This window comes from Pseudomonas sp. TE9122 (assembly GCF_056278925.1).
In genome coordinates, this window is sequence record NZ_JBWBQI010000001.1 from 1259214 (window position 1) to 1282660 (window position 23447).

Genomic DNA, 23447 nt, shown 5'->3' on the forward strand with positions numbered 1-23447 from the left:
TATATAGAAGCATCAGGAGTGGTAAATGGCCGATACGCGGCGTTGGTTCTGGCTCGGTGGGGTAGTCCTGCTTTGCGCGTTTGTATGGTTGCTGCATCCGATCCTCACGCCGTTTCTGGTCGCGTTGTTGCTGGCTTATCTGTTCGATCCGCTGGTGGATCGTCTGGAGCGGCTCGGGCTGTCGCGAACTTGGGGCGTGATCGCCGTGTTTGCCTTGTTCACGCTGATCGTCACTGCGTTGCTGCTGGTGCTGGTACCAATGCTCGCCAAGCAGTTGCTGCGTCTGTACGAGCTGGCGCCGCAGATGCTCGACTGGTTGCAGCACACCGCTGTGCCGTGGGCGCAAGCGAAACTGGGGCTGTCGGACGGCTTCTGGAAGTTCGATAAAGTCAAAGCCGCGATCAGCGAGCACATGGGCCAGACCACCGACATCGTGGGCGTGGTGCTGAGTCAGGCGACGGCGTCGAGCCTGGCGCTGATCGGCTGGTTGGCGAATCTGGTGCTGATTCCGGTGGTGAGCTTCTATCTGTTGCGCGACTGGGACGTGATGATGGGCAAGATCCGCAGCCTGTTGCCCCGTGATCGCGAAGAGCGCGTGGTTGCGCTGGCGGGCGAGTGCCACGAAGTGCTCGGCGCGTTCGTGCGCGGGCAGTTGCTGGTGATGGTTGCGTTGGGGGTGATCTACGCCGCCGGCCTGATGATCGTCGGTCTGGAGCTGGGGCTGTTGATCGGCCTGATTGCCGGTCTCGCGGCGATCGTGCCGTACATGGGTTTTGTCATCGGCATCGGTGCGGCATTGATCGCCGGATTGTTCCAGTTCGGGGGCGATCTGTACCCGATGGTCGGGATCGTTGCAGTGTTCATGGTCGGTCAGGCACTGGAAGGCATGGTGCTGACGCCGCTGCTGGTCGGGGACCGCATCGGCTTGCATCCGGTGGCGGTGATCTTCGCGATCCTCGCTGGCGGCGAGCTGTTCGGTTTCACCGGCGTGCTGCTGGCGTTGCCGGTGGCGGCGGTGATCATGGTGCTGGTGCGTCATGTCCACGACTTGTATAAGGATTCCGGGATCTACAGCGGCGTTGACGAACCTGAGCTGTGATGGCGCGGGCCGCCCGGCGCTTGGCCGGGCTGGCCGGTTTCGTTCGAGCGAGGGCGCCAGAGAATCTGTCATCAAACCGCTGCGTCAACGCAAACCTTTGATTTTGCTTGGGGTCTGTCGCATTGTGCGCTCAGCCTCACGGGTATAAACTTCGCCAACTTTACACAGAGGCCACTAACGGTTCCTTTGAGAACTGTTCAGTCAGCATGAAACCGATTCAGCTGCCCCTAGGTGTGCGTCTGCGTGACGACGCCACCTTCATCAACTACTACCCAGGCGCCAATGCCGCTGCACTCGGCTATGTCGAGCGTCTCTGCGAAGCCGACGCCGGGTGGACGGAGAGCCTGATCTACCTGTGGGGCAAGCACGGCGTCGGGCGCACGCATCTGTTGCAGGCCGCGTGCCTGCGCTTCGAGCAGATGGGCGAACCGGCGGTGTATCTGCCGCTGGCCGAGTTGATGGACCGCGGCGTGGAAATCCTCGACAACCTTGAGCAGTACGAACTGGTCTGTCTGGATGACTTGCAGGTGATTGCCGGCAAGGCGGACTGGGAGGAGGCGATGTTTCATCTGTTCAACCGTCTGCGTGACAGCGGCCGGCGCCTGCTGATCGCCGCGTCCACTTCGCCGCGCGAATTGCCAGTGAAGCTGGCCGACCTGAAATCGCGCCTGACCCTGGCGCTGATCTTCCAGATGCGCCCACTCTCCGATGAAGACAAATTGCGTGCGCTGCAATTGCGCGCATCCCGTCGCGGTCTGCACCTGACCGATGAAGTCGGGCACTTCATTCTCACTCGCGGCACGCGCAGCATGAGCGCGCTGTTCGATCTTCTCGAGCAGCTTGATCAGGCGTCCCTGCAAGCGCAACGCAAGCTGACCATTCCCTTCCTCAAGGAAACTCTTGGCTGGTAGTAGTGGGCTTTTGCCAGCTTTCAGGCGCCACAAAACCCGCGTCCCTGCGCCGATTCACCGGCCAGACGAGTTACGCGCTTAGATGTAAACGCGAAACCGGGAAGTCACATAAAGTTCGATTGAATTTGCAAATGAGGACGATAGCGGGCATAGTCTCGGCTTCTTTACAACTATCAGCCACGGTCGTGCCCATGCTAAAGCGCTTCGCACCCCTCGTGCCTCTCGCACTCGTTACCCTGTTATTCGGTTGTGCTGCTCATTCTCCGGTTCAAGAGCCGCCGCAACAGGTCAAGAATTCTGCTACCGCCCAGTCCTCCGTTATTTATCAGGAAGAGCTGGACACCGAAAAAGAACTCAACCAGTTCAACGGCAGCAAGCCTTATCAGCTTCCTGTACTGGCTGACAGCATCCTCGAACGCGGCATGTCCCTGATCGGTACTCGTTACCGTTTCGGCGGTACCTCTGAAGCCGGTTTCGATTGCAGCGGTTTCATCGGTTACCTGTTCCGCGAAGAGGCGGGCATGAACCTGCCGCGCTCCACTCGCGAAATGATCAACGTTGATGCGCCGCTGGTTTCGCGCAGCAACCTTGAGCCGGGTGATCTGCTGTTCTTCGCCACCAATGGTCGTCGCGGTCGTGTCAGTCACGCCGGCATCTACCTGGGTGACAACCAGTTCATTCACTCCAGCAGTCGTCGCAGCGGCGGTGTTCGCATCGACAGCCTGGGTGACAGCTACTGGAGCAAGACCTTCATCGAAGCCAAGCGTGCACTCGCCATGGCGCCGACCGTGGTCACCGCTCGCAAGTAACCTGCATGTCGCTGCGTTCGCGGCGACAAAACGGCACGGCAACGGAGTAGACCTAAACTTTACAAGGTGAAGTTAAAGTCTTACTTGAAGTTTGCCGCGTAGCCGCTAGAATCCTGAATCTATATTGATGGCAAACCGCCTGCGTGATGACGCAGGCGGTTTTGTTTCTGTCCATTCGGCAGAGAAAGCCGCAGCCAGATCAGGATGTTCTGCTTATGACGATGTCGGCCCGCCTCACCTTGATCCTTTGCGCCGCGCTGCTCAGCGCCTGCGCCAGCCGCACACCGCCGCCAGCCCCCGTGGTTCGCGCGCCGATCGTGTTCGCTCCCTCCCAGGCTTTTTCCCCCGTTGCTGAAGACGTGTTGTTCCGTGCCCTCGGCCTGGTCGGTACGCCGTATCGCTGGGGCGGCAACACCCCGGATTCCGGTTTCGATTGCAGTGGTCTGATCGGTTTCGTATACCGCGACGCGGCGGGCATTTCGCTGCCACGCTCGACCCGCGAAATGATCGTCATGCAGGCGCCGAATGTCGGCAAGGAAGGCTTGCAAACCGGCGACCTGATTTTCTTCGCCACCAATGGCGGCTCGCAGGTCAGTCATGCGGGGATTTACGTCGGCGAGGGTCGCTTCGTGCATGCACCGGCCACTGGCGGCACGGTCAAGCTCGACAGTCTGTCGAAAGCGTATTGGCAGAAGGCGTATCTGAGCGCCAAGCGGGTGTTGCAGCCGGGGCAGCTGGCGCATAACCCCTAGTGCGTATGCATAACTAAATGTGGGAGCGAGCCTGCTCGCGAAGGCGGAGTGTCAGTCGACAATGATCTGACTGATAAACCGCTTTCGCGAGCAGGCTCGCTCCCACATTTTTTGCGTCGCGCTTAACTTACTTGCTGGCAGAAACGCGCCACACCTTGTTGCCCACATCATCCGCCACCAGCAAGCTACCTTGCTGATCGATCACCACGCCTACCGGGCGGCCCAGCGCATTCTCGTCCTTGTCGAGGAAACCGGTCAGCACATCCACCGGCTGCCCGGTCGGCTTGCCGCCAGTAAACGGCACGAAAATCACCTTGTAGCCACTGTGCGGTTTGCGGTTCCACGAGCCGTGCTGGCCAATGAATGCGCCTTCCTTGAATTGCGCCGGCAAGCGGTTGCCATCGGCGAAGGTCAGGCCCAGCGAAGCGGTGTGCGGACCGACCGCGTAATCCGGAGCGATGGCCTTGGCCACCAGATCCGGATTCTGCGGTTTGACCCGCACATCGACGTGCTGGCCGTAGTAGCTGAACGGCCAGCCATAGAAGCCGCCGTCCTTGACCGAGGTGATGTAGTCCGGCACCAGATCGCTGCCGATTTCGTCACGCTCGTTGACCGCTGTCCACAAGGCGCCGCTGGTGGGTTCCCAAGCCAGGCCGTTGGGGTTGCGGATACCCGAGGCGAAGATCCGGTGATTGCCGGTCGCACGATCGACTTCCCAGATCGCCGCGCGGCCTTCTTCCTGATCCAGACCGTTTTCGCCAACGTTACTGTTCGAGCCGACGGTGACGTAGAGCTTGTTGCCGTCCTTGCTGGCGATGACGTTTTTGGTCCAGTGGTGATTCAGCGTGCCGCCGGGCAAGTCGACGACTTTGATCGGTTGGGTCTTGATCTCGGTGGCGCCCGGCTCGTAGTTGAAGCGCAGCAGGCGGTCGGTGTCGGCTACGTACAAATCGTTGCCAACCAGCGTCATGCCAAATGGCGAGTTGAGGTTCTGCAGGAACACCGTGCGGGTTTCCGCGACGCCATCGTGGTCGGCATCACGCAGCAGGGTGATGCGGTTCGGGCTGGGCACGCCGGCGCCGGCCTTGCCCATGACTTTCTTCATCACCCAGCCACGAATGCCTTTGCTGTCATCGGGCTTGGGCGGCGCATTGGTTTCCGCCACCAGCACATCGCCGTTGGGCAGCACGTAGAGCCAGCGCGGGTGATCGAGGCCTTCGGCAAACGCGGCGACCTGGGTGCCGGCCGCTGCGGTCGGTTTCGCGCCGTCCGGCCAGCCCACCGCCGGGGCGATGTTGACTGTCGGGATCAGCGTCTTGTTCGGTTCGGGCAGTTTCGGTGACGGGCCGGTGCCGTCGGAGACTTGCAGGCTGGAGGTTTCACCGCAGGCGGCGAGCCCGCCAGCGACGGCGATGATAAGAGCGAGTTGGGCCTTGCGCATTGCTGATCTTCCCTATGAATGCATTCCTAAACATAGAGGAGGGCGCAGGCCCGATGGTTCAACTGCTCAACCGCGGGCTTCCTTGAACAGCACGGCGATGCCCGGATGATAGTTGCCCGCGTCGCTGTGCAATTTGCGATAGGCGTAGGGGAAATACCAGGCCACGGCGCAGGTGTGTTCCTTTTGCAGGTCGTCGACCATGTCCTGCAATTCTTCGGGGCTGGCGCTGTGCTGAGGTTTTTGCGGAGCAACAAAGAGGCAGCCGAGCTTGAGATCGCTGGCGTAGCTGATGCGCTTGGCATCAACGGTGATGTCGAGCAGGGCCTGGGTCAGGTTGAGATTGTTGACCCGTGGCCAACGTTGCGTGGCCTGAATGAACGCGCGGTCTTCGGCGCCGGCAATCAGCAGGTCGGCGCGAGCATTGCGTTCGCCTTCTTCGTTCTGTTTGCGCGTGGCCGTGTCGTTCAGCGTGACCATTTCAGCCATCCACGCCGCTGCCGCGAGCAGGCCGAGATTGGCTTTCTCGTCGTGCCAGTACGGCGTGTCGTTGTCGCCGCGTACAGTGTTGTAGCGATCGATACAGTCAAACCAGCGTTCCAGCACCGGGCGCAGAAATTCCAGGCGCGGGTTGCTGATGATCATGCCTTGCATCGTCGTCATCCTTATTGTTGTAATGGGCTTTTCGGGAAAAGCATGGCTCTTTGATATCACTTGTCGCAGTCTGGCACAAGATTGCCGCTGCACAATGGATCAGCGGCAGTTATTCGCGCGCAAAGCGCCTCTTCAATTGACGCTCCACCCCCAACCCTCTAACCTTCGCCGCTTGTTTCAGGTGCTCTGTGGCCCAGCGTCGACAGAGTGAAACAGGGAAGCCGGTGAGGGTGGTCTTCGAGCGAAGCCACGACGATCCCGGCGCTGCCCCCGCAACGGTAAATGAGTGAAAACTGCGCCTTGAGCCACTGCCTCGAAAGAAGCGGGAAGGCGCGCAGTCCGGCGAAACGCCGCTCATGAGCCCGGAGACCGGCCTGATCCATCTCAGCGGCATCACGGTGGGCGATGCCAGGCTTTTTGCCGTCTATTCTTTTGCCTGCCCGCCGTTATCCAGCCTCAACGGAGAGCTCCCCCATGACTGATTCCCCCGAGCGTGACGAACGCCATCTGGCGCGCATGCAGCGCAAGAAGGCCGTGATCGACGAACGCATTGCCAACTCGCCCGACGAATGTGGCCTGGTGCTGGTGCTGACCGGCAACGGCAAAGGCAAGAGCAGCTCGGCATTCGGCATGCTCGCCCGCGCGATGGGCCACGGCATGCAGTGCGGCGTGGTGCAGTTCATCAAGGGCCGCAACAGCACTGGCGAAGAATTGTTTTTCCGCCGCTTCCCCGAGCAGGTGCGTTTCCACGTCATGGGCGAAGGCTTCACCTGGGAAACCCAGGATCGTCAGCGCGACATCGCCGCTGCGACCGCCGCTTGGGAAGTCTCGCGCGAATTGTTGCGCGACCCTTCGATCGGTCTGGTGGTGCTCGATGAATTGAACATCGCCCTCAAGCACGGCTACCTCGATCTCGATCAGGTGCTCAGCGATCTGCAAGCGCGCCCGCCGATGCAGCACGTGGTTGTCACCGGGCGCGGCGCCAAGCCGGAAATGATCGAGATGGGCGACACGGTCACCGAGATGGGCATGCTCAAGCACGCCTTTCAGGCCGGGATCAAAGCGCAGAAAGGCGTCGAACTTTGAAGCAACCACGTCACTGCCCGGCGGTGTTGATCGCCGCGCCGGCCTCCGGTCAGGGCAAGACCACCGTCACCGCCGCACTCGCCCGTTTGCATCGCAACCAAGGGCGCAAGGTGCGCGTGTTCAAATGCGGTCCGGACTTTCTCGACCCGATGATCCTCGAGCGCGCGAGCGGTGCGCCGGTGTATCAACTGGACATGTGGATGGTCGGCGAGCAGGAAAGTCGCCGGCTGTTGTGGGAAGCCGCCGCCGAGGCTGACCTGATTCTGATCGAGGGCGTGATGGGCCTTTTCGACGGCACGCCATCCAGCGCTGATCTGGCGCGCCACTTCGGTGTGCCGGTGCTCGGCGTGATCGATGGCACCGCCATGGCGCAGACCTTTGGCGCCTTGGCGCTGGGCCTGGCCAAGTATCAGCCGGACTTGCCGTTCGCTGGCGTGCTGGCCAACCGCGTCGGCACCTTGCGCCATGCGCAATTACTCGAAGGCAGCCTCACCGAAGGTCTGCGCTGGTACGGTGCGCTGTCCCGCGAAACCGGTATCGAATTGCCGAGCCGCCACCTCGGCCTGGTTCAGGCCAGCGAATTGAATGATCTGGATCTGCGCCTCGACGCGGCCGCCGATGCGCTGGCCAGCAGTTGCGAGGTCGCGCTGCCACCGGCCGTTGAATTCGCCGGGCCTGACGTCATCGCCGCCGAGCCTCTATTAAAAGGTGTGCGCATCGCCGTTGCCCGCGATGAAGCCTTTGCCTTCACCTATGGCGCCAGTCTCGATCTGCTGCGGGCGATGGGCGCCGAATTGCGCTTCTTCTCGCCGATTCGCGACACCCGATTGCCCGAGGCGGACAGCCTGTATCTGCCGGGCGGCTATCCAGAGCTGCATCACGTCGCGCTGGCGCAAAACGCCTCAATGCTGGCGGCGATCCGCGCGCACCATGCGGCGGGCAAGCCGTTGCTCGCCGAGTGTGGCGGCATGCTTTATCTGCTTGATTCGCTGACCGACGTGGAAGGCACCCGTGCTGAGCTGGTCGGTTTGCTCAAGGGCGAGGCGGTGATGCAGAAGCGTCTGGCGGCGCTGGCGTTGCAGGCGGTTGAGCTGCCGGAAGGTTCCTTGCGTGGGCATACCTATCATCATTCCCTGACCACCACAGAGCTGACGCCGATTGCCCGGGGGGTGAGTCCTAATGGCGGGCGTGGGGCCGAGGCGGTTTATCGCGAGGGGCGGATGACGGCTTCTTATGTGCATTTTTATTTCCCGTCGAATCCGACTGCGATTGCCGCATTGTTTGCGCCAGATCGTGAGGCCGGCTTCGCGAGCAAGCTCGCTCCCACAGTGAATGGTGAGCTTCCTGAAGAAATGCGATCTCCTGTGGGAGCTGGCTTGCCAGCGATGGGGCCATGACCGACAACACCTTCTCCGAAGCCGAGCGCGCAGCGGTCTACAAGGCAATCGCCGAGCGCCGCGACATGCGCCACTTCACCGGCGGCAGCGTCGAGCCGCAGTTGCTGCGTCGTCTGCTTGAAGCCGCTCATCAAGCGCCGAGCGTCGGTCTGATGCAGCCCTGGCGCTTCATCCGCATCAGCGATCGTGCTCTGCGCGGGCAGATCCGCGATCTGGTGGAAGAAGAGCGCATCCGCACTGCCGAAGCCCTTGGCGAGCGCAGCGATGAGTTCATGCAGCTCAAGGTCGAAGGCATCAACGATTGCGCCGAAGTGCTGGTCGCAGCGCTGATGGACGATCGCGAAAAACACATCTTCGGTCGGCGCACGTTGCCGGAAATGGACATGGCCTCGCTGTCCTGCGCGATCCAGAATCTGTGGCTGGCCTCCCGCGCCGAAGGCCTGGGCATGGGCTGGGTTTCGTTGTTCGAACCGCAAGCCTTGGCGGATTTGCTCAAATTGCCGGCCGGTGCGAAACCGCTGGCGGTGTTGTGTCTCGGCCCGGTCAGGGAGTTCTATTCGGCGCCGATGTTGGTGCTCGAAGGCTGGGCGCAGGCGCGGCCGCTCAACGAGTTGCTGTACGAAAATTATTGGGGAGTGAATCAATGAGTGTGGCGTTGCTGAGTGTCGCTGCGGTAGCGCTGGATGCGCTGCTCGGTGAACCGAAACGCTGGCATCCGCTGGTGGCGTTCGGCAATTTTGCCGGGCGCATCGAGCAACGCTTCAACGCCGGCGGTCGTGGCTGGCGCAGCCATGGCGTGACCGCGTGGGTGCTCGCGGTGCTGCCGCTGACTCTGCTCGCCACCGCATTTTCCTGGGCGCCCTATGTCGGCTGGATTGTCGAGATTCTCGCGCTGTATTGCGCACTCGGCATGCGCAGCCTCGGCGAACATGTCGCGCCGGTCGCGGCTGCGTTGCGCGCCGATGATCTGGACGAGGCGCGCAAGCGTGTCGGTTATCTGGTCAGCCGCCAGACCGATGAACTCGACAGCACTGCCGTGGCCCGTGCCGCGACTGAGTCGGTGCTGGAGAACGGCAGCGATGCGGTGTTCGCTGCGCTGTTCTGGTTTGTCGTCGCCGGCGCCCCGGGCGTGGTTCTGTATCGCTTGAGCAATACCCTCGATGCGATGTGGGGTTATCGCAACGAACGCTTCGAACGTTTCGGCTGGGCGGCGGCGAAAATCGACGACGTGTTGAACTACATTCCTGCGCGTCTGGTGGCATTGACCTACGCGCTGCTCGGCAAGACCCGCCTCGCGCTGAAGTGCTGGCGCACCCAAGCGCCGCAGTGGGACAGCCCTAACGCCGGCCCGGTGATGGCGGCCGGTGCCGGTGCGCTGGGCGTCGAGTTGGGTGGCCCGGCGATCTATCACGGCGAACTGCATGAGCGCCCACAACTGGGCGAAGGTGCGCCGGCGGATGCCGATTCCATTGACCGTGGCTGGCAATTGGTCCAGCGCGGCGTATGGTTATGGCTGCTGATGCTTTGCCTGGGGGCGGAATTTTATGCTTGAGCACGGTGGCCGGTTGCGCAAGGCTGCACTCGATTACGGGATTGCCGAAGCCGACTGGCTCGACCTGTCCAGCGGCCTCGCGCCGTGGCAGTTCCCGATCCCGGAGATCCCGCTGCGCGCCTGGGCGCGCTTGCCGGAAACCGACGACGGTCTGGAACAGGCCGCCTGCGATTACTACGGCGCCGCGCAGGTGTTGCCGGTGGCCGGCTCGCAAATGGCCATCCAGTTGCTGCCGCGTCTGCGCCGGGCCGGCAAGGTCGGCGTGTTGTCGCCGTGCTATGCCGAGCATGCCGAAGCCTGGCGGCGCAGCGGTTACATCGTCCGTGAAGTGCTCGAGCAGGAAGTCGAGTTCTTTCTCGACAGCCTCGATGTATTGGTGGTGGTCAATCCGAACAATCCGACCGGCCTCAGCCTGACCCCGGCACGCCTGCTCGACTGGCATGCGCGGCTGGCGCAACGCGGTGGCTGGCTGGTGGTCGACGAGGCGTTTATGGACAACACGCCGCAGCTGAGCCTGGCGCCCTATGCGCATCAGGTCGGGCTGGTGGTGTTGCGTTCGTTCGGCAAGTTTTTCGGTCTGGCCGGGGTGCGCCTCGGTTTCGTTCTGGCCGAGCGCAAGTTGCTCAAACTGCTCGCCGAACAGGTCGGGCCGTGGGCGGTGAGCGGGCCGACGCGGGTACTCGGTACGGCGTGCCTGCAAGACACCGAGGGCCATACCCGTCAGCGGATTCGCAGCGATGAAGCGAGCGAACGGCTGGCGGCGTTGCTGACGCGTTGCGGTTTTGCACCGCAGGGCGGCTGCGCGCTGTTTCAGTGGTTGATCACCGAGCACGCCGAAGCGCTGCACGAATTCCTCGCCCGGCGCGGCATCCTCCTGCGCCTGTTCAGCCACAACAGCAGTGTGCGTTTCGGCCTGCCAGCGGATGCCGCGCAAGCGCTGCGTCTCGAACAGGCTTTGCAAGCATTCGCCAAGGACCACCCATGACCACTCTGATGGTGCAAGGCACCACGTCTGATGCCGGCAAAAGCACTTTGGTAACGGCGTTGTGCCGCTGGGCCACCCGCCAGGGCGTGGCGGTGGTGCCGTTCAAGCCGCAGAACATGGCGCTCAACAGCGCAGTGACCGCTGACGGCGGCGAGATCGGCCGCGCGCAGGCAGTGCAGGCGCAAGCGGCCGGTCTTGAACCGCATACCGATATGAATCCGGTATTGCTCAAGCCCAACAGCGACACCGGCGCGCAAGTGATCATTCATGGCCGCGCGGTGACGACGATGAACGCCGTCGCCTATCACGATTACAAGGCCATCGCGATGCAAGCGGTGCTCGCTTCCCATGCGCGGCTCAGCGCGGCGTATCCGTTGGTGATGGTCGAAGGCGCCGGTTCGCCGGCGGAGATCAATCTGCGCGCCGGCGACATTGCCAACATGGGCTTTGCCGAGGCGGTGGATTGCCCGGTTTTGCTGATCGCCGACATCAATCGCGGCGGCGTGTTTGCGCATTTGGTCGGCACGCTGGAATTGCTTTCACCGAGCGAGCAGGCGCGGGTCAAAGGCTTCATCATCAACCGCTTTCGCGGCGATATCGCCTTGTTGCAACCGGGCCTCGACTGGCTGGAGCAGCGCACCGGCAAACCGGTGGTCGGCGTGTTGCCCTACGTGATGGACCTGCACCTTGAGGCCGAGGACGGCATCGACCAACGCCAGGCCGACAAGGCCGAGCAGGTATTGAAAGTGGTGGTGCCGGTGCTGCCGCGCATCAGCAATCACACCGACTTCGACCCGCTGCGTCTGCATCCGCAGGTGGATCTGCAATTTGTCGGCCCGGGGCAGGCGATTCCCGCAGCCGATCTGATCATCCTGCCGGGCTCGAAAAGCGTGCGCAGTGATCTGGCTTATCTGCGCGCCAATGGTTGGGACGCGGTGATCAATCGGCATCTGCGCTACGGCGGCAAGGTGCTGGGGATTTGCGGCGGTCTGCAGATGCTCGGTGAGCAAGTACACGATCCGCTTGGGCTGGAAGGCGCTGCCGGCTCCAGCGCCGGTCTGGGGCTGCTGGCGTTCGAAACGCAACTCGAAGCCGAGAAGCAATTGCGCAACGTGCGCGGGCGGCTGGCGTTGGAAAGCGCCGCAGTCAGCGGTTACGAAATACATGCTGGCGTAACCAGCGGGCCGGCGCTGGAGAATCCGGCGGTACATTTGGACGACGGTCGTTGCGATGGTGCGCAAAGTGCCGATGGTCAGGTGTTCGGCACCTATCTGCATGGCTTGTTCGAATCCCCCGAGGCGAGCGCGGCGTTGCTGCGCTGGGCCGGGCTGAGTGATGTACAAGAGGTCGATTACCACGGCTTGCGCGAACGCGATATCGAACGGCTGGCGGATCTGGTGGAGAAGCATCTGGATACCGGGCTGTTGCGGCAGCTCTGCGGGATTTGAGTTGTCTGGACTGGCCTCTTCGCGAGCAGGCTCGCTCCCACAGGGAGACGCGATCAACGGTGGGAGCGAGCCTGCTCGCGAAGGGGCCGGTTGTCTCACCACACATTTTTGGATGAACCCATGCTCCAACTGATCCTCGGCGGCGCCCGCTCCGGCAAGAGTCGTCTGGCGGAAAAACTCGCCAGCGACAGCCATCTGGCGGTCACCTACATCGCCACCAGCCAACCGCTCGACGGCGAAATGAACCAGCGCGTCGCCCATCACCGCGCGCGCCGCCCGGTCGAATGGGCGTTGATCGAAGAGCCACTGGAACTGGCCCGCGTGCTGCGCGAATCCGCTGGCGCCGAGCGCTGCCTGCTGGTCGATTGCCTGACCCTGTGGCTGACCAATCTGCTCATGCTCGACGACGCCAAACGTCTCGCCGCCGAGCGTGAAGCGCTGCTCGACTGCCTGGCGTCGTTGCCGGGTGAAATCATTTTTGTCAGCAACGAGACCGGAATGGGTGTCGTGCCGCTGGGCGAATTGACTCGCCGCTATGTCGATGAAGCCGGTTGGCTGCATCAAGCTCTGGCCGAGCGTTGTCAGCGAGTTGTCCTGACCGTCGCCGGCCTGCCCCTGACCTTGAAAGGATCTGCGTTATGAGCCCGACCTGGTGGCTGAACCCGTGCAAAACCGTGAACTCGGACATCATCGCGCAAGCGACCGAGCGCCAGCAGCAACTGACCAAACCGGCCGGTTCGCTGGGGCGCCTTGAATCGGTGGCCGTGCAACTGGCCGGTCTGCAAGGTCAGCTCAAGCCAACGCTGGATCAAGTCTGGATCGCGATTTTCGCTGGCGACCATGGCGTGGTAGCCGAAGGCGTATCGGCTTATCCGCAGGAAGTCACCGGGCAGATGCTGCTCAACTTCGTCAGCGGCGGCGCGGCGATCAGCGTGCTGGCACGTCAGCTCGGCGCGCAATTGGAAGTGGTCGATCTGGGCACGGTGAATCCGACGCTGAATCTGCCCGGCGTGCGCCATCTGAACATTGGCGCGGGAACGGCGAATTTCGTCCAGGGCGCAGCAATGACTCAGGCGCAGGGCGAATCGGCCTTGCAGGCCGGTCGCGACAGCGTCTTGCGCGCGAAAGCCGCCGGCACCCAGTTGTTCATCGGCGGCGAGATGGGCATCGGCAATACCACGGCGGCCAGTGCGCTGGCCTGTGCCTTGCTCGATTGCCCGGTAGCGCACCTGACCGGCCCCGGTACCGGGCTGAATGCCGCTGGCGTCAGCCACAAGGCGCAAGTCATCGAACGCGTGCTGGCGCTGCATGCCGCACAGCGTGGCGATGCCTTGCAGACGTTGTTCAATCTTGGCGGTTTCGAGATTGCCGCGTTGGTCGGCGCCTATCTGGCCTGCGCGCAGGAAGGCATTGCGGTGCTGGTCGACGGCTTCATCTGCACTGTCGCCGCGCTGGTCGCGGTGCGCTTGAATCCGGCCTGTCGCGAGTGGCTGTTGTTCGGCCATCGCGGTGCCGAGCCGGGCCATCGTCATGTGCTGGAAACCTTGAGCGCCGAACCGTTGCTGGAACTCGACCTGCGCCTTGGCGAGGGCAGTGGCGCGGCGTTGGCGGTGCCGTTGTTGCGCCTGGCCTGTGACCTGCACGGGCAAATGGCGACGTTCGCCGAAGCGGCTGTCGCGGATCGCCCGGCATGAGTCTGCGTCTGGATCTGCTGCGCCACGGCGAAACGGAACTCGGCGGCGGCTTGCGCGGCAGCCTCGACGATGCGCTGACCGCAAACGGCTGGACGCAGATGCGTGCAGCGGTGGTCGACGGCGGGCCGTGGGATCGAATTGTCAGTTCGCCATTGCAGCGTTGCGCGCGCTTCGCCGCCGAACTCGGTGAGCAATTGAACCTGTCCGTGCATCTGGACAAGGATCTGCAAGAGCTGCATTTCGGCGCGTGGGAAGGGCAAAGCGCGGCGGCGTTGATGGAAACGGATGCCGAAGCGCTGGGGCTGTTCTGGGCTGATCCCTATGGCTTCACGCCACCGCAGGGGGAGCCGGTCAGCGCGTTTTCCGCGCGGGTGTTGGCGGCGGTCACGCGGTTGCAGGCGGCTTACGCCGGCGAACGGATTCTGCTGGTCAGCCACGGCGGCGTGATGCGCTTGTTGCTCGCGCAGGCACGTGGTCTGCCGCGCGAACAGTTGCTCAATGTCGAAGTCGGCCACGGCGCGCTGTTTGCGCTGACTATCGAGGCTGATGGCGCGCTCAAGGAAGGTCACTGAGATGTTGCCGCTGTGGATCGCCTTGCAATTTCTCAGCAGCCTGCCGATTGGCCTGCCGGGCATGCCCGAGCCGCAACAGCTCGGCCGTTCGCTGCTGTTTTATCCGCTGGTGGGATTGCTGTTCGGGTTGATCCTCTATGCGTTGAATCTGTTGTTGGCCGGCGCGCCGATGTTGCTGCATGCGGCGCTGTTGCTGACCGTGTGGGTATTGCTCAGCGGCGCGCTGCATCTCGATGGCTTGGCGGACAGCGCCGATGCCTGGCTCGGCGGTTTTGGTGATCGTGAACGTACGCTGACGATCATGAAAGATCCGCGCAGCGGGCCGATCGCGGTGGTCACGCTGGTGCTGGTGTTGTTGCTGAAATTCGCCGCGCTGCTGGCGCTGATCGAGCAAGGGCATACCCTGGCGCTGATCATCGTCCCGGTACTCGGGCGAGCGGCGCTGTTGGGGTTGTTTCTGACTACGCCGTATGTGCGTGCGGGTGGCTTGGGTCAGGCGCTGGCCGATCATCTGCCGCGCAAAGCGGGGTGGTGGGTGCTGGGGTTGAGTGCGCTGGGCTGCGTGTTGATCGCGGGTATCGGCGCGGTGCTGATTTCGCTGGTCGGGTTTGTCTGGCTGCGGCGTTTGATGATGCGGCGGTTGGGTGGGACTACCGGGGACACGGCGGGGGCGTTGCTGGAATTGCTGGAGATGGGGGTGTTGGTGGGGCTCGCTTTGGTCTGAAAGATTTGCGTAGATGATGCCGGCTCCTTCGCGAGCAGGCTCGCTCCCACTTTCGAAATGCAATTCCCTGTGGGAGCGAGCCTGCTCGCGAAGGGGCCTCACCGGCAACAATGATGTTCAGAGTAAACTCATCTGTAACTTGATTTAACACACTCGCGGGTATATACACGCATCATGCTTCCTTCTCAGTGTTTGTGCACCAACCTGCGTCGCGCCGCGCGTGGCGTCAGCAGGCATTACGACGGCGCTCTCGATGGCTTCGGGATCAACGTTGCCCAGTATTCTCTGCTGTGCAATCTGCAGCGGCTGGAGCAACCGAGCATTTCCGAACTGGCTGAGGCCATGGGCCTGGATCGCAGCACGCTCGGACGCAATCTACGTGTGCTGGAGGGCGAAGGTCTGGTGGCGCTGGCCGAAGGCGAGGACATGCGCAACCGCATCGTGCGCCTCACTGAAACCGGCGTGCAGCGCCTGGCAGCGGCATTGCCGGCGTGGGAAGCGGCGCAACAGCGGCTGATCGACCGTCTCGGTGCCGAGAAGCGCGAAACCTTGCTCAAACTGCTCGACGAACTGGCCTGACGGCGGTTTTTTCGCGCTCAAGCGGGTATATACCCGCGACTGGAGAATAACAATGACATCGATGTGGCGTACGTGCGGTTGGGTGTTGCTGGGGAGTGCGCTGATCCTGGCGTTGTCATTGGGCGTGCGCCACGGTTTCGGTCTGTTCCTGTCGCCGATGAGCGCGCAGTTCGGCTGGGGTCGCGAAGTGTTTGCCTTCGCCATCGCCCTGCAAAACCTGATCTGGGGCCTGGCGCAGCCGTTCACCGGCGCGCTGGCCGACCGCTTCGGTGCGGCGAAAGTGGTGCTGGTCGGTGGGATCCTCTACGCGGCGGGCCTGGTGTGCATGGGCCTGTCTGATTCGGCAGTGACTCTGTCACTCAGTGCCGGTCTGCTGATCGGTATCGGTCTTTCGGGCACTTCGTTTTCGGTCATTCTTGGTGTTGTGGGTCGCGCTGTGCCGCCAGAGAAACGCAGCATGGGCATGGGTATCGCCAGCGCCGCCGGTTCGTTCGGCCAGTTCGCGATGTTGCCGGGCACGCTGGGCCTGATCGGCTGGCTCGGCTGGTCGGCCGCGCTGTTGGTGCTGGGCCTGCTGGTGGCGATGATCGTGCCGCTGGTGAGCATGTTAAAAGACAAGCCACTGCCGGTTCTCGGCCACGAACAAACCCTCTCCGAAGCGCTGCGTGAGGCCTGCTCGCATTCGGGATTCTGGCTGCTGGCGTTCGGCTTTTTTGTCTGCGGGTTTCAAGTGGTGTTCATTGGCGTGCACTTGCCGGCGTATCTGGTCGATCAGCATCTGCCAGCGAGCGTCGGCACCACGGTGCTGGCATTGATCGGGCTGTTCAATATCTTCGGCACTTACACCGCTGGTTGGCTTGGCGGACGCATGTCCAAACCGCGTCTGTTGACTGCGCTGTATCTGTTGCGCGCGGTGGTGATCGTGCTGTTCCTGTGGTTGCCGGTGACCACCACCACAGCGTATCTGTTCGGCATGGCCATGGGCTTCCTGTGGCTGTCGACAGTGCCGTTGACCAACGGTACGGTGGCGACCTTGTTCGGCGTGCGCAATTTGTCCATGCTCGGTGGCATCGTCTTTCTGTTCCATCAGCTCGGCTCATTCCTTGGTGGCTGGCTGGGCGGGGTGGTGTACGACCGAACCGGGAGTTATGACTTGATCTGGCAAGTGGCGGTTCTCTTGAGTCTGCTGGCGGCGGCGCTGAACTGGCCGGTGCGCGAGCGTCCGGTGGCGCGCCTGCAAGCTGCGGCGAGCGCAGCATGAGCCGGATCTGCACGCGATTCGCGCTGACCGCACTGGCTGCAGCGCTGTTGGCGCTGGTGTGGTGGGGCTGGCAACGCGGCGGTCTGGCGCTGATGCAGTTGGGCATGAGCATTTGCTAGATCGCAGCGTGGCGAGTAACGTCGAAGCCTGATGACTGCCCAAGGAAATTCGACATGTTGATGCGCTGGTGTGCTGTTCCCGCGTTGCTGATGGCGTTGACTGGCCTGGCCCAGGCCGCCGACTGTCCTGAGCTGCTGCAAGGCTCGCTGCCCAAGCTGCGCGCCAAGGAATCCATCGATCTGTGCAAGCAGTACGCCGACAAGCCGCTGGTGGTGGTCAATACCGCCAGCTTCTGCGGTTTCGCCCCGCAGTTCGAAGGCCTCGAGGCGCTGAACAAGCGCTATAAGGATCAGGGGCTGGAAATGCTTGGCGTGCCGTCGAATGACTTCAAGCAGGAGTCCAAGGACAGCGCGGAAACCGCCAAGGTCTGCTACGCCAACTATGGCGTGACCTTCAACATGACCGAGCCGCAGAAGGTCCGCGGCGATGACGCCACGCATCTGTTCCAGGTGCTGGCCGCGCAGAGCAATGCGCCGAAGTGGAACTTCTACAAGTATGTGGTCGACCGGCAGGGCAAGGTCGTGGCGAGTTTTTCCAGCTTGACCAAACCGGATGACCCCGAGTTTATCGCCGCGATCGAAAAGGCCATTGCCTCCAAACCGCTGAAGCCTTGATGGTCCTGTAGGAGCTGACGAGTGCAACGAGGCTGCGATCTTTTGTTCTTGAAATTCCAGGATCAAAAGATCGCAGCCTCGTTGCACTCGTCAGCTCCTACCGGTTTGTTCGATGCCCAGGCATGAAAAAGCCCCGCCTCTGTAAAGAGAGCGGGGCTTTTTCGTGGGCGAGGGTTTAGCCTCGCCACGGTGCATCAGAAGCGGTATGTCGCGCCGACACCGAAGCCGTTTGCCGAGTTTTCATACTTGGCATCGTAGGTCTGGCCACGCGCGTTTTCGTTGCGGATGTTGACCGACTCTTCTTTGAGGTACGAGTACGCGACGTCGATGGTCAGGTCGTCGGTCGGGCTCCAGCCGGCACCGATACTGAAGATGGTGCGGTCGCCAGTCGGGATACGTGGCGAGCGATCTTCGTTATTGGTTGGCGACTGGTCGAAGGTCAGACCGGTACGCAGGACCCATTCCTTGTTCAACTGGTACGAGGTACCCACGGCGTACGCCCAGGAGTCATGCCAGTTCTGGTCTTCGTTGATCGAACCGAACTGACCGGCCAGCAGAGGCTGCACGCCGGAGTTCTTCACGGTGATCTTGTCCAGCTGGCTCCAGCGAGTCCAGGTGGTGCCGGCGTAGACGTTCCAGCGATCGTTGATCGCCTGGGTGACCGACAGGTCCACGGATTCCGGCGTGGTGATCTTCAACGAAGCGTCGTACTTCTGGTTGGCGCCAACGCCCACCAGCGCCAGAGCGTTGTAGTTGACCTTGGTGTCGCCTTCGAGCTTGTAGTCGACCTTGGAGTGGTAGGTCAGGCCGACACGGGTGGTGTCGGTGGCCTGGACCAGCAAGCCGACGTTGTAGCCCAGCGCGGTGTCGTCACCTTTGATCTTGACCTTGCCGTCCGGCAGTGCCTGGGTGATCGACAGGTTGGATTCCAGCGAGCCGTCGATGCGGTTGATGGTCGGGCCGAAACCGATCGACACCTTATCGTTGAAGGCGTAGCTGACGGTTGGCTGGAAAGTGATGACTTGCACTTCGGACTTGCTGCCGAAGTAACGACCGGCGAAGCCGTTTTCGTAATCCGTGATCAGACCGAACGGCACGTACACACCGAGGCCGAATGCCCAGTGATCATCGATCGGTTTTACATAGAAGCCCATCGGTACGGCAGTGAGGGGCACCATGTCGCCTTTGTTGCTGCCGCCGTTCGGGCTGGAGCTGGTATCGCTGATATCGGTATGCGCGTCGACCAGGGCGACGCCGCCGGTGACTTGTTCGCGCTTGATGCGCGCCATGCCGGCCGGGTTGCCATAAACAGTGCTTGCGTCGTCGGCAGAAGAAGATCGCCCGGCAAAACCAGTCCCCATCCCACTGATGCTTTGTTCGTTGAGGGCAAAACCTGCCGCGAAGATTTGTGTGGAGGCAAGGGTAACGGCGAGGCTAAGGGTGGTTTTGAGCATGACTTTTTTCATTATTAGAACTCCTGGTGATCACCGGGGCGAAAATTACCAACATTTTCGTCCCAGCGCTATAGCCTGTAAGCCTTGAGTTAGAGCGGTTTTGTAGGACAATCCGACCAAAATGGCGACTTGTTGCGAGAACTTGTGAAACCGCCCGGTCAGCAAGCGACCTGATTCAACGGTGAAACACAGGTTTGCCAGGCATAGGTGAAGTCGCGCAAACGGCCTTGCGGTTGAAAGGTCTGGCGCCAGATGCGCGCCATGCCGAGCAGGTCGGTCGGAGCGGGGAGGATGGGGTTCTGTTCTTCTACCAGCAGCCAGGCGATGGCCGTGGCGTAACGCAGGTTGACGGTCAGTTCCAGATGCGGGCCGCTGAGGAATGCATGCTGACTGGCGAGGCCGCGCACCAGGCTGGCGCGCTCCGGGTCGAGCGCCAGATAATCGTCCCAGAGCGCCTGATGGCGATGCTCGGCAATCCGGTAGAGGCCGTGGCCGCGGCGGTCGTGCAGGGCAGAGCCGAGGGCGGATTGGCTGGCAGCGATACCCAGCAGCAGGGATTCGGCGGTTGCGCAGTGGCGTCCCAGATAGATCAATGTGGGACGGATCACATAGCGGCACAGTTCGCTGGCAGCGATACCCATAACACCCTCGGTTCTTGTTGTTGAGGGCGAGTCCTGAAGGGGCTTTGGCAGCAGTGGATCGACTCAGGCTCGCCGCAAGCGGGTCAAGCCGCTTGAGTTGAAGTGTAGTGTCATATTCAGCCTGTAAAGGCCTGTTTTTAAAATATTTCCGCCATCGCATCCCGGGCGTTAGATCGGAACATGCTTAGAAGCGTTGCGTTAAAAGTGAAATATCAGGCAATAAAAAGCCCCGCTTTTCAGCAGGGCTTTTGCTTTTGCAGCCTGTCCGGCTTTCAGGCAACCAGTGCCTGACGGGTACGCTCGATCACGGCCTGCAGCGGTTCGGCGCTGGAGTATTGATCGGGGTACAGACGCTCGCTGTGACGAGCGATACCGTGTTCATTGACTACGGTGAAGCTGAAGCAGCCTTTGCGAGCGGCCATGATCAGGCAGTTCATTGGAGCAAAAGCGTTGGTTAGGGTGCGAATGGCATCCTGAGTCTGGATTTGAGTAGACATAGTTATTAGGTGTTCCTACAAATGACACGGATAAGAACCGTGCAACGTTAAAACGTTCCAGTAACGTTGATCACCATTGATCGAACGAAGAACCCGACTGGAACAAAGCAGCCAGTTTGAAGCGCTGATAAGTGAGCGCGCTTGGGCTGGCAGGTAGGTACTTAGGAGGACAGGCATCACAGCGAGGGCTAAGGTTCTGGGCCCGGGGTGAAGATCCTGATCAATTTGCAGGTTGGTTCGGTCAGAGTAAGTGTTCTTGGCAACGCCCTTTGTTTTCGTTCAAAGGCAGCGTCGTCGCAAGAGTTACCTGGAAACCATCGAGGGGTCGTTCCCGCTTTTTTCGGCAGTGTCTTCCTGTTGGAAGTTGACCGTGGGGAGATGTTCGACCGGAATTGACTTTCAGCTTGGTACTAACGCCGCGGATAGTAACGGATCCGTTCGGGCGAAGCAAACCCCATGTCAAAAAAAGCTTCACAGGGTATGGTCGTGTCGCACCGTCCGTCGGCGTGCACGCTTTTCGCAGAGCCTTTCGGTCGTTCGCAGCTGCGCAAAATGACCCCAAAAAGCGCACGCATATAACCGGCGCACAGGTACTTGTGCACATTAGTTGCGCAGAGCGTAACGCAACTGTCACATCGATCCTGACTCCAGTCGCTGCCTGTATCAAAAGTTTAAGTCAATGAAAAATATCGTCTTTTTTTGTTGGTGAAAAAATCGTCAGTTTGACTGCGAGCCCCATTCCATAAGGCTTTGCGAGGATCACAGAGCGGTTGTCCACTGACTTATCCACAGCTTCTGTGGATTGTCCCTAGCGCTTGCTCTAGCACGGGCGTGCCGGGTTTTTTTCGACTTTACCTGTAAGAAAAAGAGAGTAAAGTGGCGCGCCTTCCGATCTGTCCCGCAGTGCTTTATGAAGTTTCGCTCAGTATCAGACCCTGTTACCTCCAATCCGACCTCTGTTACCGCTCCCAAGCGTTTTTCCGTACGTGTGGCTGAGTGGCTGCTCGATGCGCCGCGCCTGAGCGACAGCCCCAGCGCCAAACACCTCGCGGGCCGCCTGCTCAAGCAACCGGCCCGTGAAGGTGTAGTCGCTGCGCAAAGCCGTCTCGGCCAATTGATCTGCCGTGAGTGCGGCAATGCCCGTGATCGGCGTATCGGCCAGGAGCTGCTGCGTCAGGCCGCCCGCGCCGGCGACCGTCGCGCGCAGCAGGAACTCGGTCTGATCGAAGACTGAGCTGTCCAAGCCCAGACACCTTGGTTAACCTTCAGGCTTTATCCGATTGGCAGGAGTCGCTATGGCTATGGACTTGACCAGCATATTGCTTGGTCTTGCGGCAGCAGGGGTGCCGCTGCTGGCGCTGGCCTGGCAACTGCAACGCCGGGCCAGCAATGCACAGGCCGATCTGGCCTTGCTCGAAGAGCGCCTGGCCATGGCGCAACTGGCCCAGGATGGCCTCACCGCGCAGCTTGAAGCGAGCCGCGACGAGATCGCCGACCTCGGCCAGGCCAACGCTGCCAAACAGGCAGACCTCGCCGCGCTGCGCCGCGAGGTCGAATTGCTGCAGATCGAGCGCGATGACGCCCGCGATGCCTCCCACGCCTGGAACCTCGAACGCGCCAACAAGGACGCTGAGTTGCGCCGCCTAGACGCCCACGCTGCCTCGCTGAGTGCCGAACTGCGAGAGCAACAGGAAAGCCATCAACAACGTCTCAACGACCTGCAAGGCTCGCGTGATGAGCTGCGTGCGCAATTCGCCGAGCTGGCCGGCAAGATCTTCGATGAGCGTGAGCAGCGCTTTGCCGAAACCAGCCAGCAGCGGCTCGGGCAGTTGCTCGATCCGTTGAAAGAACGCATCCAGTCCTTTGAAAAACGCGTGGAAGAAAGCTATCAGGCCGAAGCCCGCGAGCGCTTCTCGCTGGCCAAGGAGCTGGAGCGTTTGCAGGCATTGAACCTGCGCCTGAGCGACGAAGCGACCAACCTGACTCGCGCGCTCAAGGGCCAGAAAACCCAAGGCAATTGGGGCGAACTGATCCTCGAGCGCGTTCTTGAGCATGCAGGTCTGGAGAAGGGCCGCGAATACCAGACCCAGGTCAATCTCAAAGGCCCGGACGGCGAGCGCTTCCAGCCCGATGTGATCATTTACCTGCCCGGCGACAAGCAGGTGGTGGTCGATTCGAAAGTCAGCCTCACGGCCTATCAACAATATGTTGCGGCCGATGACGACACCCTCGGGCAGATCGCGATCAAGCAGCATGTATTGTCGCTGCGCAATCATGTCAAAGGTCTGGCCGGCAAGGATTACAAGCGCTTGGAAGGCCTGCACAGCCTCGATTTCGTCTTGCTGTTCGTGCCGATCGAAGCGGCATTTTCCGCTGCGTTGCAGGCTGAGCCTTCGCTGTTTCAGGATGCTTTCGACCGCAATATCGTGATCGTCAGTCCGACTACGCTGTTGGCCACGCTGCGGGTGATCGACAGTCTGTGGAAGCAGGAACGGCAGAGCCAGAATGCCCGGGAAATCGCTGAGCGCGCGGGTTGGCTGTACGACAAGTTCGTGTTGTTTATTCAGGATCTGGACGAAGTGGGCAATCGTCTGCAGCAACTGGACAAGGCTTACAGCTCAGCGCGTAACAAGCTGACAGAGGGGCGCGGTAATCTGGTCAGCCGCAGTGAGCAGTTGAAGTTGCTCGGTGCGCGGGCGAGCAAGAGCTTGCCGGCGGATTTGCTGGAGCGGGCGATGACGGATGTTGATGGGTTGGTTGAGTTGCCTGAGTAGGCGTCGTTTTTTGGGCTGATTGGGGGCATATCCGTTGCTGCGGGCGTGGCGGCTGGCGGTTTCGCCCTTACGGCGAGTCACCTTTTTCAAACGCCAAAAAGGTAACCCAAAAGGCTTGCTCCTACGTTCGGCCCTCGCAGGCTCGGGTCCCTTCGCTCCGGGATCGATCCGGGCGCAGCGGCTACGGTTTGCTTCGCTGCACCTCCTTCCGCTGTGTCTGGCTGCGCCAGACGGTCGCTGCGCTCCCACGCCCGGATCAATCCCTCCACTCAGCCTTCCGACGTCGCCGGTGGATCAAGATCAAAAGCACTCGAGCTTGCGCTCATTGTTGAGTGGGGCGGCTTCGCCGCGGGCAGCTGCGCTGCCTTGCTTTTGCTTTTGTGGGA

Annotated in this window: 25 protein-coding genes and 1 riboswitch; of the genes, 20 read left to right on the forward strand and 5 right to left on the reverse strand. The window is 61.5% G+C overall.

The window, feature by feature from the left end:
• The first annotated feature begins 25 nt into the window (after nucleotides 1-25).
• From ACZ9BE_RS05585 to ACZ9BE_RS05600, 4 genes are all read left to right on the forward strand, one after another.
• Nucleotides 26-1099, forward strand: coding sequence for an AI-2E family transporter (locus ACZ9BE_RS05585; RefSeq protein ID WP_016773697.1), 1074 nt, complete (start codon nucleotides 26-28; stop codon nucleotides 1097-1099).
• Between the two features lie 206 nt (nucleotides 1100-1305).
• Entirely contained in the window at nucleotides 1306-2010 is a 705-nt protein-coding gene (hda, locus tag ACZ9BE_RS05590; RefSeq protein WP_007919828.1) for a DnaA regulatory inactivator Hda, read from the forward strand.
• Between the two features lie 191 nt (nucleotides 2011-2201).
• Complete coding sequence (locus tag ACZ9BE_RS05595) at nucleotides 2202-2819, forward strand: C40 family peptidase (protein ID WP_016773699.1); 618 nt, start codon at nucleotides 2202-2204, stop codon at nucleotides 2817-2819.
• A gap of 215 nt (nucleotides 2820-3034) precedes the next feature.
• The gene (locus ACZ9BE_RS05600) at nucleotides 3035-3571 is read left to right on the forward strand and encodes a C40 family peptidase (protein ID WP_041479547.1); all 537 of its coding nucleotides are present in this window, start codon (nucleotides 3035-3037) and stop codon (nucleotides 3569-3571) included.
• Nucleotides 3572-3698: 127 nt separating this feature from the next.
• Here the strand turns inward: ACZ9BE_RS05600 and ACZ9BE_RS05605 are convergent, their stop codons facing one another.
• Nucleotides 3699-5012: a PQQ-dependent sugar dehydrogenase gene (locus tag ACZ9BE_RS05605; RefSeq protein WP_476249003.1), complete on the reverse strand. Its 1314-nt coding sequence runs from the start codon at nucleotides 5010-5012 to the stop codon at nucleotides 3699-3701.
• 66 nt (nucleotides 5013-5078) lie between these two features.
• On the reverse strand, nucleotides 5079-5663 hold the full coding sequence (locus ACZ9BE_RS05610) for a hypothetical protein (protein ID WP_073472682.1): 585 nt from the start codon (nucleotides 5661-5663) through the stop codon (nucleotides 5079-5081).
• Nucleotides 5664-5825: 162 nt separating this feature from the next.
• Nucleotides 5826-6055: riboswitch (cobalamin riboswitch) on the forward strand.
• An 82-nt stretch (nucleotides 6056-6137) separates the two neighbouring features.
• On the opposite strand from ACZ9BE_RS05610, the gene cobO reads away from it, so the two are divergent.
• The 14 genes from cobO (at nucleotide 6138) to ACZ9BE_RS05680 (ending at nucleotide 17695) form a co-directional block, all read left to right on the forward strand.
• Nucleotides 6138-6749, forward strand: coding sequence for a cob(I)yrinic acid a,c-diamide adenosyltransferase (cobO, locus tag ACZ9BE_RS05615; RefSeq protein WP_016773703.1), 612 nt, complete (start codon nucleotides 6138-6140; stop codon nucleotides 6747-6749).
• Nucleotides 6746-8146: a cobyrinate a,c-diamide synthase gene (locus ACZ9BE_RS05620; protein ID WP_476249004.1), complete on the forward strand. Its 1401-nt coding sequence runs from the start codon at nucleotides 6746-6748 to the stop codon at nucleotides 8144-8146. Before cobO ends, ACZ9BE_RS05620 begins: the two co-directional genes overlap by 4 nt.
• Entirely contained in the window at nucleotides 8143-8793 is a 651-nt protein-coding gene (bluB, locus tag ACZ9BE_RS05625) for a 5,6-dimethylbenzimidazole synthase (protein ID WP_476249005.1), read from the forward strand. The genes ACZ9BE_RS05620 and bluB overlap by 4 nt, the downstream gene beginning before the upstream one ends.
• The gene (cbiB, locus tag ACZ9BE_RS05630; protein WP_041479543.1) at nucleotides 8790-9698 is read left to right on the forward strand and encodes an adenosylcobinamide-phosphate synthase CbiB; all 909 of its coding nucleotides are present in this window, start codon (nucleotides 8790-8792) and stop codon (nucleotides 9696-9698) included. The genes bluB and cbiB overlap by 4 nt, the downstream gene beginning before the upstream one ends.
• Entirely contained in the window at nucleotides 9691-10683 is a 993-nt protein-coding gene (gene cobD, locus ACZ9BE_RS05635) for a threonine-phosphate decarboxylase CobD (protein WP_476249006.1), read from the forward strand. The genes cbiB and cobD overlap by 8 nt, the downstream gene beginning before the upstream one ends.
• Nucleotides 10680-12131, forward strand: a complete 1452-nt coding sequence (locus tag ACZ9BE_RS05640) for a cobyric acid synthase (RefSeq protein ID WP_476249007.1) — start codon at nucleotides 10680-10682, stop codon at nucleotides 12129-12131. The genes cobD and ACZ9BE_RS05640 overlap by 4 nt, the downstream gene beginning before the upstream one ends.
• Nucleotides 12132-12251: 120 nt before the next feature.
• Complete coding sequence (cobU, locus tag ACZ9BE_RS05645) at nucleotides 12252-12773, forward strand: bifunctional adenosylcobinamide kinase/adenosylcobinamide-phosphate guanylyltransferase (RefSeq protein WP_476249008.1); 522 nt, start codon at nucleotides 12252-12254, stop codon at nucleotides 12771-12773.
• The gene (gene cobT / locus ACZ9BE_RS05650; RefSeq protein WP_476249009.1) at nucleotides 12770-13825 is read left to right on the forward strand and encodes a nicotinate-nucleotide--dimethylbenzimidazole phosphoribosyltransferase; all 1056 of its coding nucleotides are present in this window, start codon (nucleotides 12770-12772) and stop codon (nucleotides 13823-13825) included. Before cobU ends, cobT begins: the two co-directional genes overlap by 4 nt.
• Nucleotides 13822-14397, forward strand: a complete 576-nt coding sequence (gene cobC, locus ACZ9BE_RS05655; protein ID WP_476249010.1) for an alpha-ribazole phosphatase family protein — start codon at nucleotides 13822-13824, stop codon at nucleotides 14395-14397. The genes cobT and cobC overlap by 4 nt, the downstream gene beginning before the upstream one ends.
• A gap of 1 nt (nucleotide 14398) precedes the next feature.
• Nucleotides 14399-15121, forward strand: coding sequence for an adenosylcobinamide-GDP ribazoletransferase (locus ACZ9BE_RS05660; protein ID WP_476249011.1), 723 nt, complete (start codon nucleotides 14399-14401; stop codon nucleotides 15119-15121).
• A 174-nt stretch (nucleotides 15122-15295) separates the two neighbouring features.
• Complete coding sequence (locus tag ACZ9BE_RS05665) at nucleotides 15296-15700, forward strand: MarR family winged helix-turn-helix transcriptional regulator (protein ID WP_016773714.1); 405 nt, start codon at nucleotides 15296-15298, stop codon at nucleotides 15698-15700.
• Between the two features lie 52 nt (nucleotides 15701-15752).
• Nucleotides 15753-16961: an MFS transporter gene (locus ACZ9BE_RS05670; RefSeq protein ID WP_056783951.1), complete on the forward strand. Its 1209-nt coding sequence runs from the start codon at nucleotides 15753-15755 to the stop codon at nucleotides 16959-16961.
• On the forward strand, nucleotides 16958-17080 hold the full coding sequence (locus ACZ9BE_RS05675) for a hypothetical protein (RefSeq protein ID WP_269084999.1): 123 nt from the start codon (nucleotides 16958-16960) through the stop codon (nucleotides 17078-17080). Before ACZ9BE_RS05670 ends, ACZ9BE_RS05675 begins: the two co-directional genes overlap by 4 nt.
• A gap of 54 nt (nucleotides 17081-17134) precedes the next feature.
• Nucleotides 17135-17695 carry a glutathione peroxidase gene (locus ACZ9BE_RS05680; protein ID WP_041479535.1) on the forward strand — a complete coding sequence of 187 codons (561 nt, stop codon included), beginning with the start codon at nucleotides 17135-17137 and terminating at the stop codon, nucleotides 17693-17695.
• Nucleotides 17696-17889: 194 nt separating this feature from the next.
• On the opposite strand, the gene ACZ9BE_RS05685 is transcribed toward ACZ9BE_RS05680, so the two are convergent.
• The 3 genes from ACZ9BE_RS05685 to ACZ9BE_RS05695 all read right to left on the reverse strand — a co-directional run bounded on the left by ACZ9BE_RS05685 (nucleotide 17890) and on the right by ACZ9BE_RS05695 (nucleotide 20287).
• The gene (locus ACZ9BE_RS05685; protein WP_056783953.1) at nucleotides 17890-19161 is read right to left on the reverse strand and encodes an OmpP1/FadL family transporter; all 1272 of its coding nucleotides are present in this window, start codon (nucleotides 19159-19161) and stop codon (nucleotides 17890-17892) included.
• Between the two features lie 146 nt (nucleotides 19162-19307).
• Nucleotides 19308-19790 carry a hypothetical protein gene (locus ACZ9BE_RS05690; RefSeq protein WP_073472662.1) on the reverse strand — a complete coding sequence of 161 codons (483 nt, stop codon included), beginning with the start codon at nucleotides 19788-19790 and terminating at the stop codon, nucleotides 19308-19310.
• 272 nt (nucleotides 19791-20062) lie between these two features.
• Entirely contained in the window at nucleotides 20063-20287 is a 225-nt protein-coding gene (locus ACZ9BE_RS05695; protein ID WP_016773719.1) for a hypothetical protein, read from the reverse strand.
• 910 nt (nucleotides 20288-21197) lie between these two features.
• Between ACZ9BE_RS05695 and ACZ9BE_RS05700 the strand changes: the two genes are divergently transcribed.
• Entirely contained in the window at nucleotides 21198-21521 is a 324-nt protein-coding gene (locus tag ACZ9BE_RS05700) for an SEL1-like repeat protein (protein ID WP_423664657.1), read from the forward strand.
• Nucleotides 21522-21696: 175 nt separating this feature from the next.
• Entirely contained in the window at nucleotides 21697-23061 is a 1365-nt protein-coding gene (locus tag ACZ9BE_RS05705; RefSeq protein WP_163012219.1) for a DNA recombination protein RmuC, read from the forward strand.
• Nucleotides 23062-23447 lie beyond the last annotated feature (386 nt).

What these genes read in the sequence shown, in the direction of transcription:
- ACZ9BE_RS05585 (WP_016773697.1), top strand. Translation starts at nt 26, where the DNA reads ATGGCCGATACGCGGCGTTGGTTCTGGCTCGGTGGGGTAGTCCTGCTT.
- hda (WP_007919828.1), top strand. Translation starts at nt 1,306, where the DNA reads ATGAAACCGATTCAGCTGCCCCTAGGTGTGCGTCTGCGTGACGACGCC.
- ACZ9BE_RS05595 (WP_016773699.1), top strand. Translation starts at nt 2,202, where the DNA reads ATGCTAAAGCGCTTCGCACCCCTCGTGCCTCTCGCACTCGTTACCCTG.
- ACZ9BE_RS05600 (WP_041479547.1), top strand. Translation starts at nt 3,035, where the DNA reads ATGACGATGTCGGCCCGCCTCACCTTGATCCTTTGCGCCGCGCTGCTC.
- ACZ9BE_RS05605 (WP_476249003.1), bottom strand. Translation starts at nt 5,012, where the DNA reads ATGCGCAAGGCCCAACTCGCTCTTATCATCGCCGTCGCTGGCGGGCTC.
- ACZ9BE_RS05610 (WP_073472682.1), bottom strand. Translation starts at nt 5,663, where the DNA reads ATGCAAGGCATGATCATCAGCAACCCGCGCCTGGAATTTCTGCGCCCG.
- cobO (WP_016773703.1), top strand. Translation starts at nt 6,138, where the DNA reads ATGACTGATTCCCCCGAGCGTGACGAACGCCATCTGGCGCGCATGCAG.
- bluB (WP_476249005.1), top strand. Translation starts at nt 8,143, where the DNA reads ATGACCGACAACACCTTCTCCGAAGCCGAGCGCGCAGCGGTCTACAAG.
- cbiB (WP_041479543.1), top strand. Translation starts at nt 8,790, where the DNA reads ATGAGTGTGGCGTTGCTGAGTGTCGCTGCGGTAGCGCTGGATGCGCTG.
- cobD (WP_476249006.1), top strand. Translation starts at nt 9,691, where the DNA reads ATGCTTGAGCACGGTGGCCGGTTGCGCAAGGCTGCACTCGATTACGGG.
- ACZ9BE_RS05640 (WP_476249007.1), top strand. Translation starts at nt 10,680, where the DNA reads ATGACCACTCTGATGGTGCAAGGCACCACGTCTGATGCCGGCAAAAGC.
- cobU (WP_476249008.1), top strand. Translation starts at nt 12,252, where the DNA reads ATGCTCCAACTGATCCTCGGCGGCGCCCGCTCCGGCAAGAGTCGTCTG.
- cobT (WP_476249009.1), top strand. Translation starts at nt 12,770, where the DNA reads ATGAGCCCGACCTGGTGGCTGAACCCGTGCAAAACCGTGAACTCGGAC.
- cobC (WP_476249010.1), top strand. Translation starts at nt 13,822, where the DNA reads ATGAGTCTGCGTCTGGATCTGCTGCGCCACGGCGAAACGGAACTCGGC.
- ACZ9BE_RS05660 (WP_476249011.1), top strand. Translation starts at nt 14,399, where the DNA reads ATGTTGCCGCTGTGGATCGCCTTGCAATTTCTCAGCAGCCTGCCGATT.
- ACZ9BE_RS05665 (WP_016773714.1), top strand. Translation starts at nt 15,296, where the DNA reads ATGCTTCCTTCTCAGTGTTTGTGCACCAACCTGCGTCGCGCCGCGCGT.
- ACZ9BE_RS05670 (WP_056783951.1), top strand. Translation starts at nt 15,753, where the DNA reads ATGACATCGATGTGGCGTACGTGCGGTTGGGTGTTGCTGGGGAGTGCG.
- ACZ9BE_RS05675 (WP_269084999.1), top strand. Translation starts at nt 16,958, where the DNA reads ATGAGCCGGATCTGCACGCGATTCGCGCTGACCGCACTGGCTGCAGCG.
- ACZ9BE_RS05680 (WP_041479535.1), top strand. Translation starts at nt 17,135, where the DNA reads ATGTTGATGCGCTGGTGTGCTGTTCCCGCGTTGCTGATGGCGTTGACT.
- ACZ9BE_RS05685 (WP_056783953.1), bottom strand. Translation starts at nt 19,161, where the DNA reads ATGAAAAAAGTCATGCTCAAAACCACCCTTAGCCTCGCCGTTACCCTT.
- ACZ9BE_RS05690 (WP_073472662.1), bottom strand. Translation starts at nt 19,790, where the DNA reads ATGGGTATCGCTGCCAGCGAACTGTGCCGCTATGTGATCCGTCCCACA.
- ACZ9BE_RS05695 (WP_016773719.1), bottom strand. Translation starts at nt 20,287, where the DNA reads ATGTCTACTCAAATCCAGACTCAGGATGCCATTCGCACCCTAACCAAC.
- ACZ9BE_RS05700 (WP_423664657.1), top strand. Translation starts at nt 21,198, where the DNA reads ATGAAGTTTCGCTCAGTATCAGACCCTGTTACCTCCAATCCGACCTCT.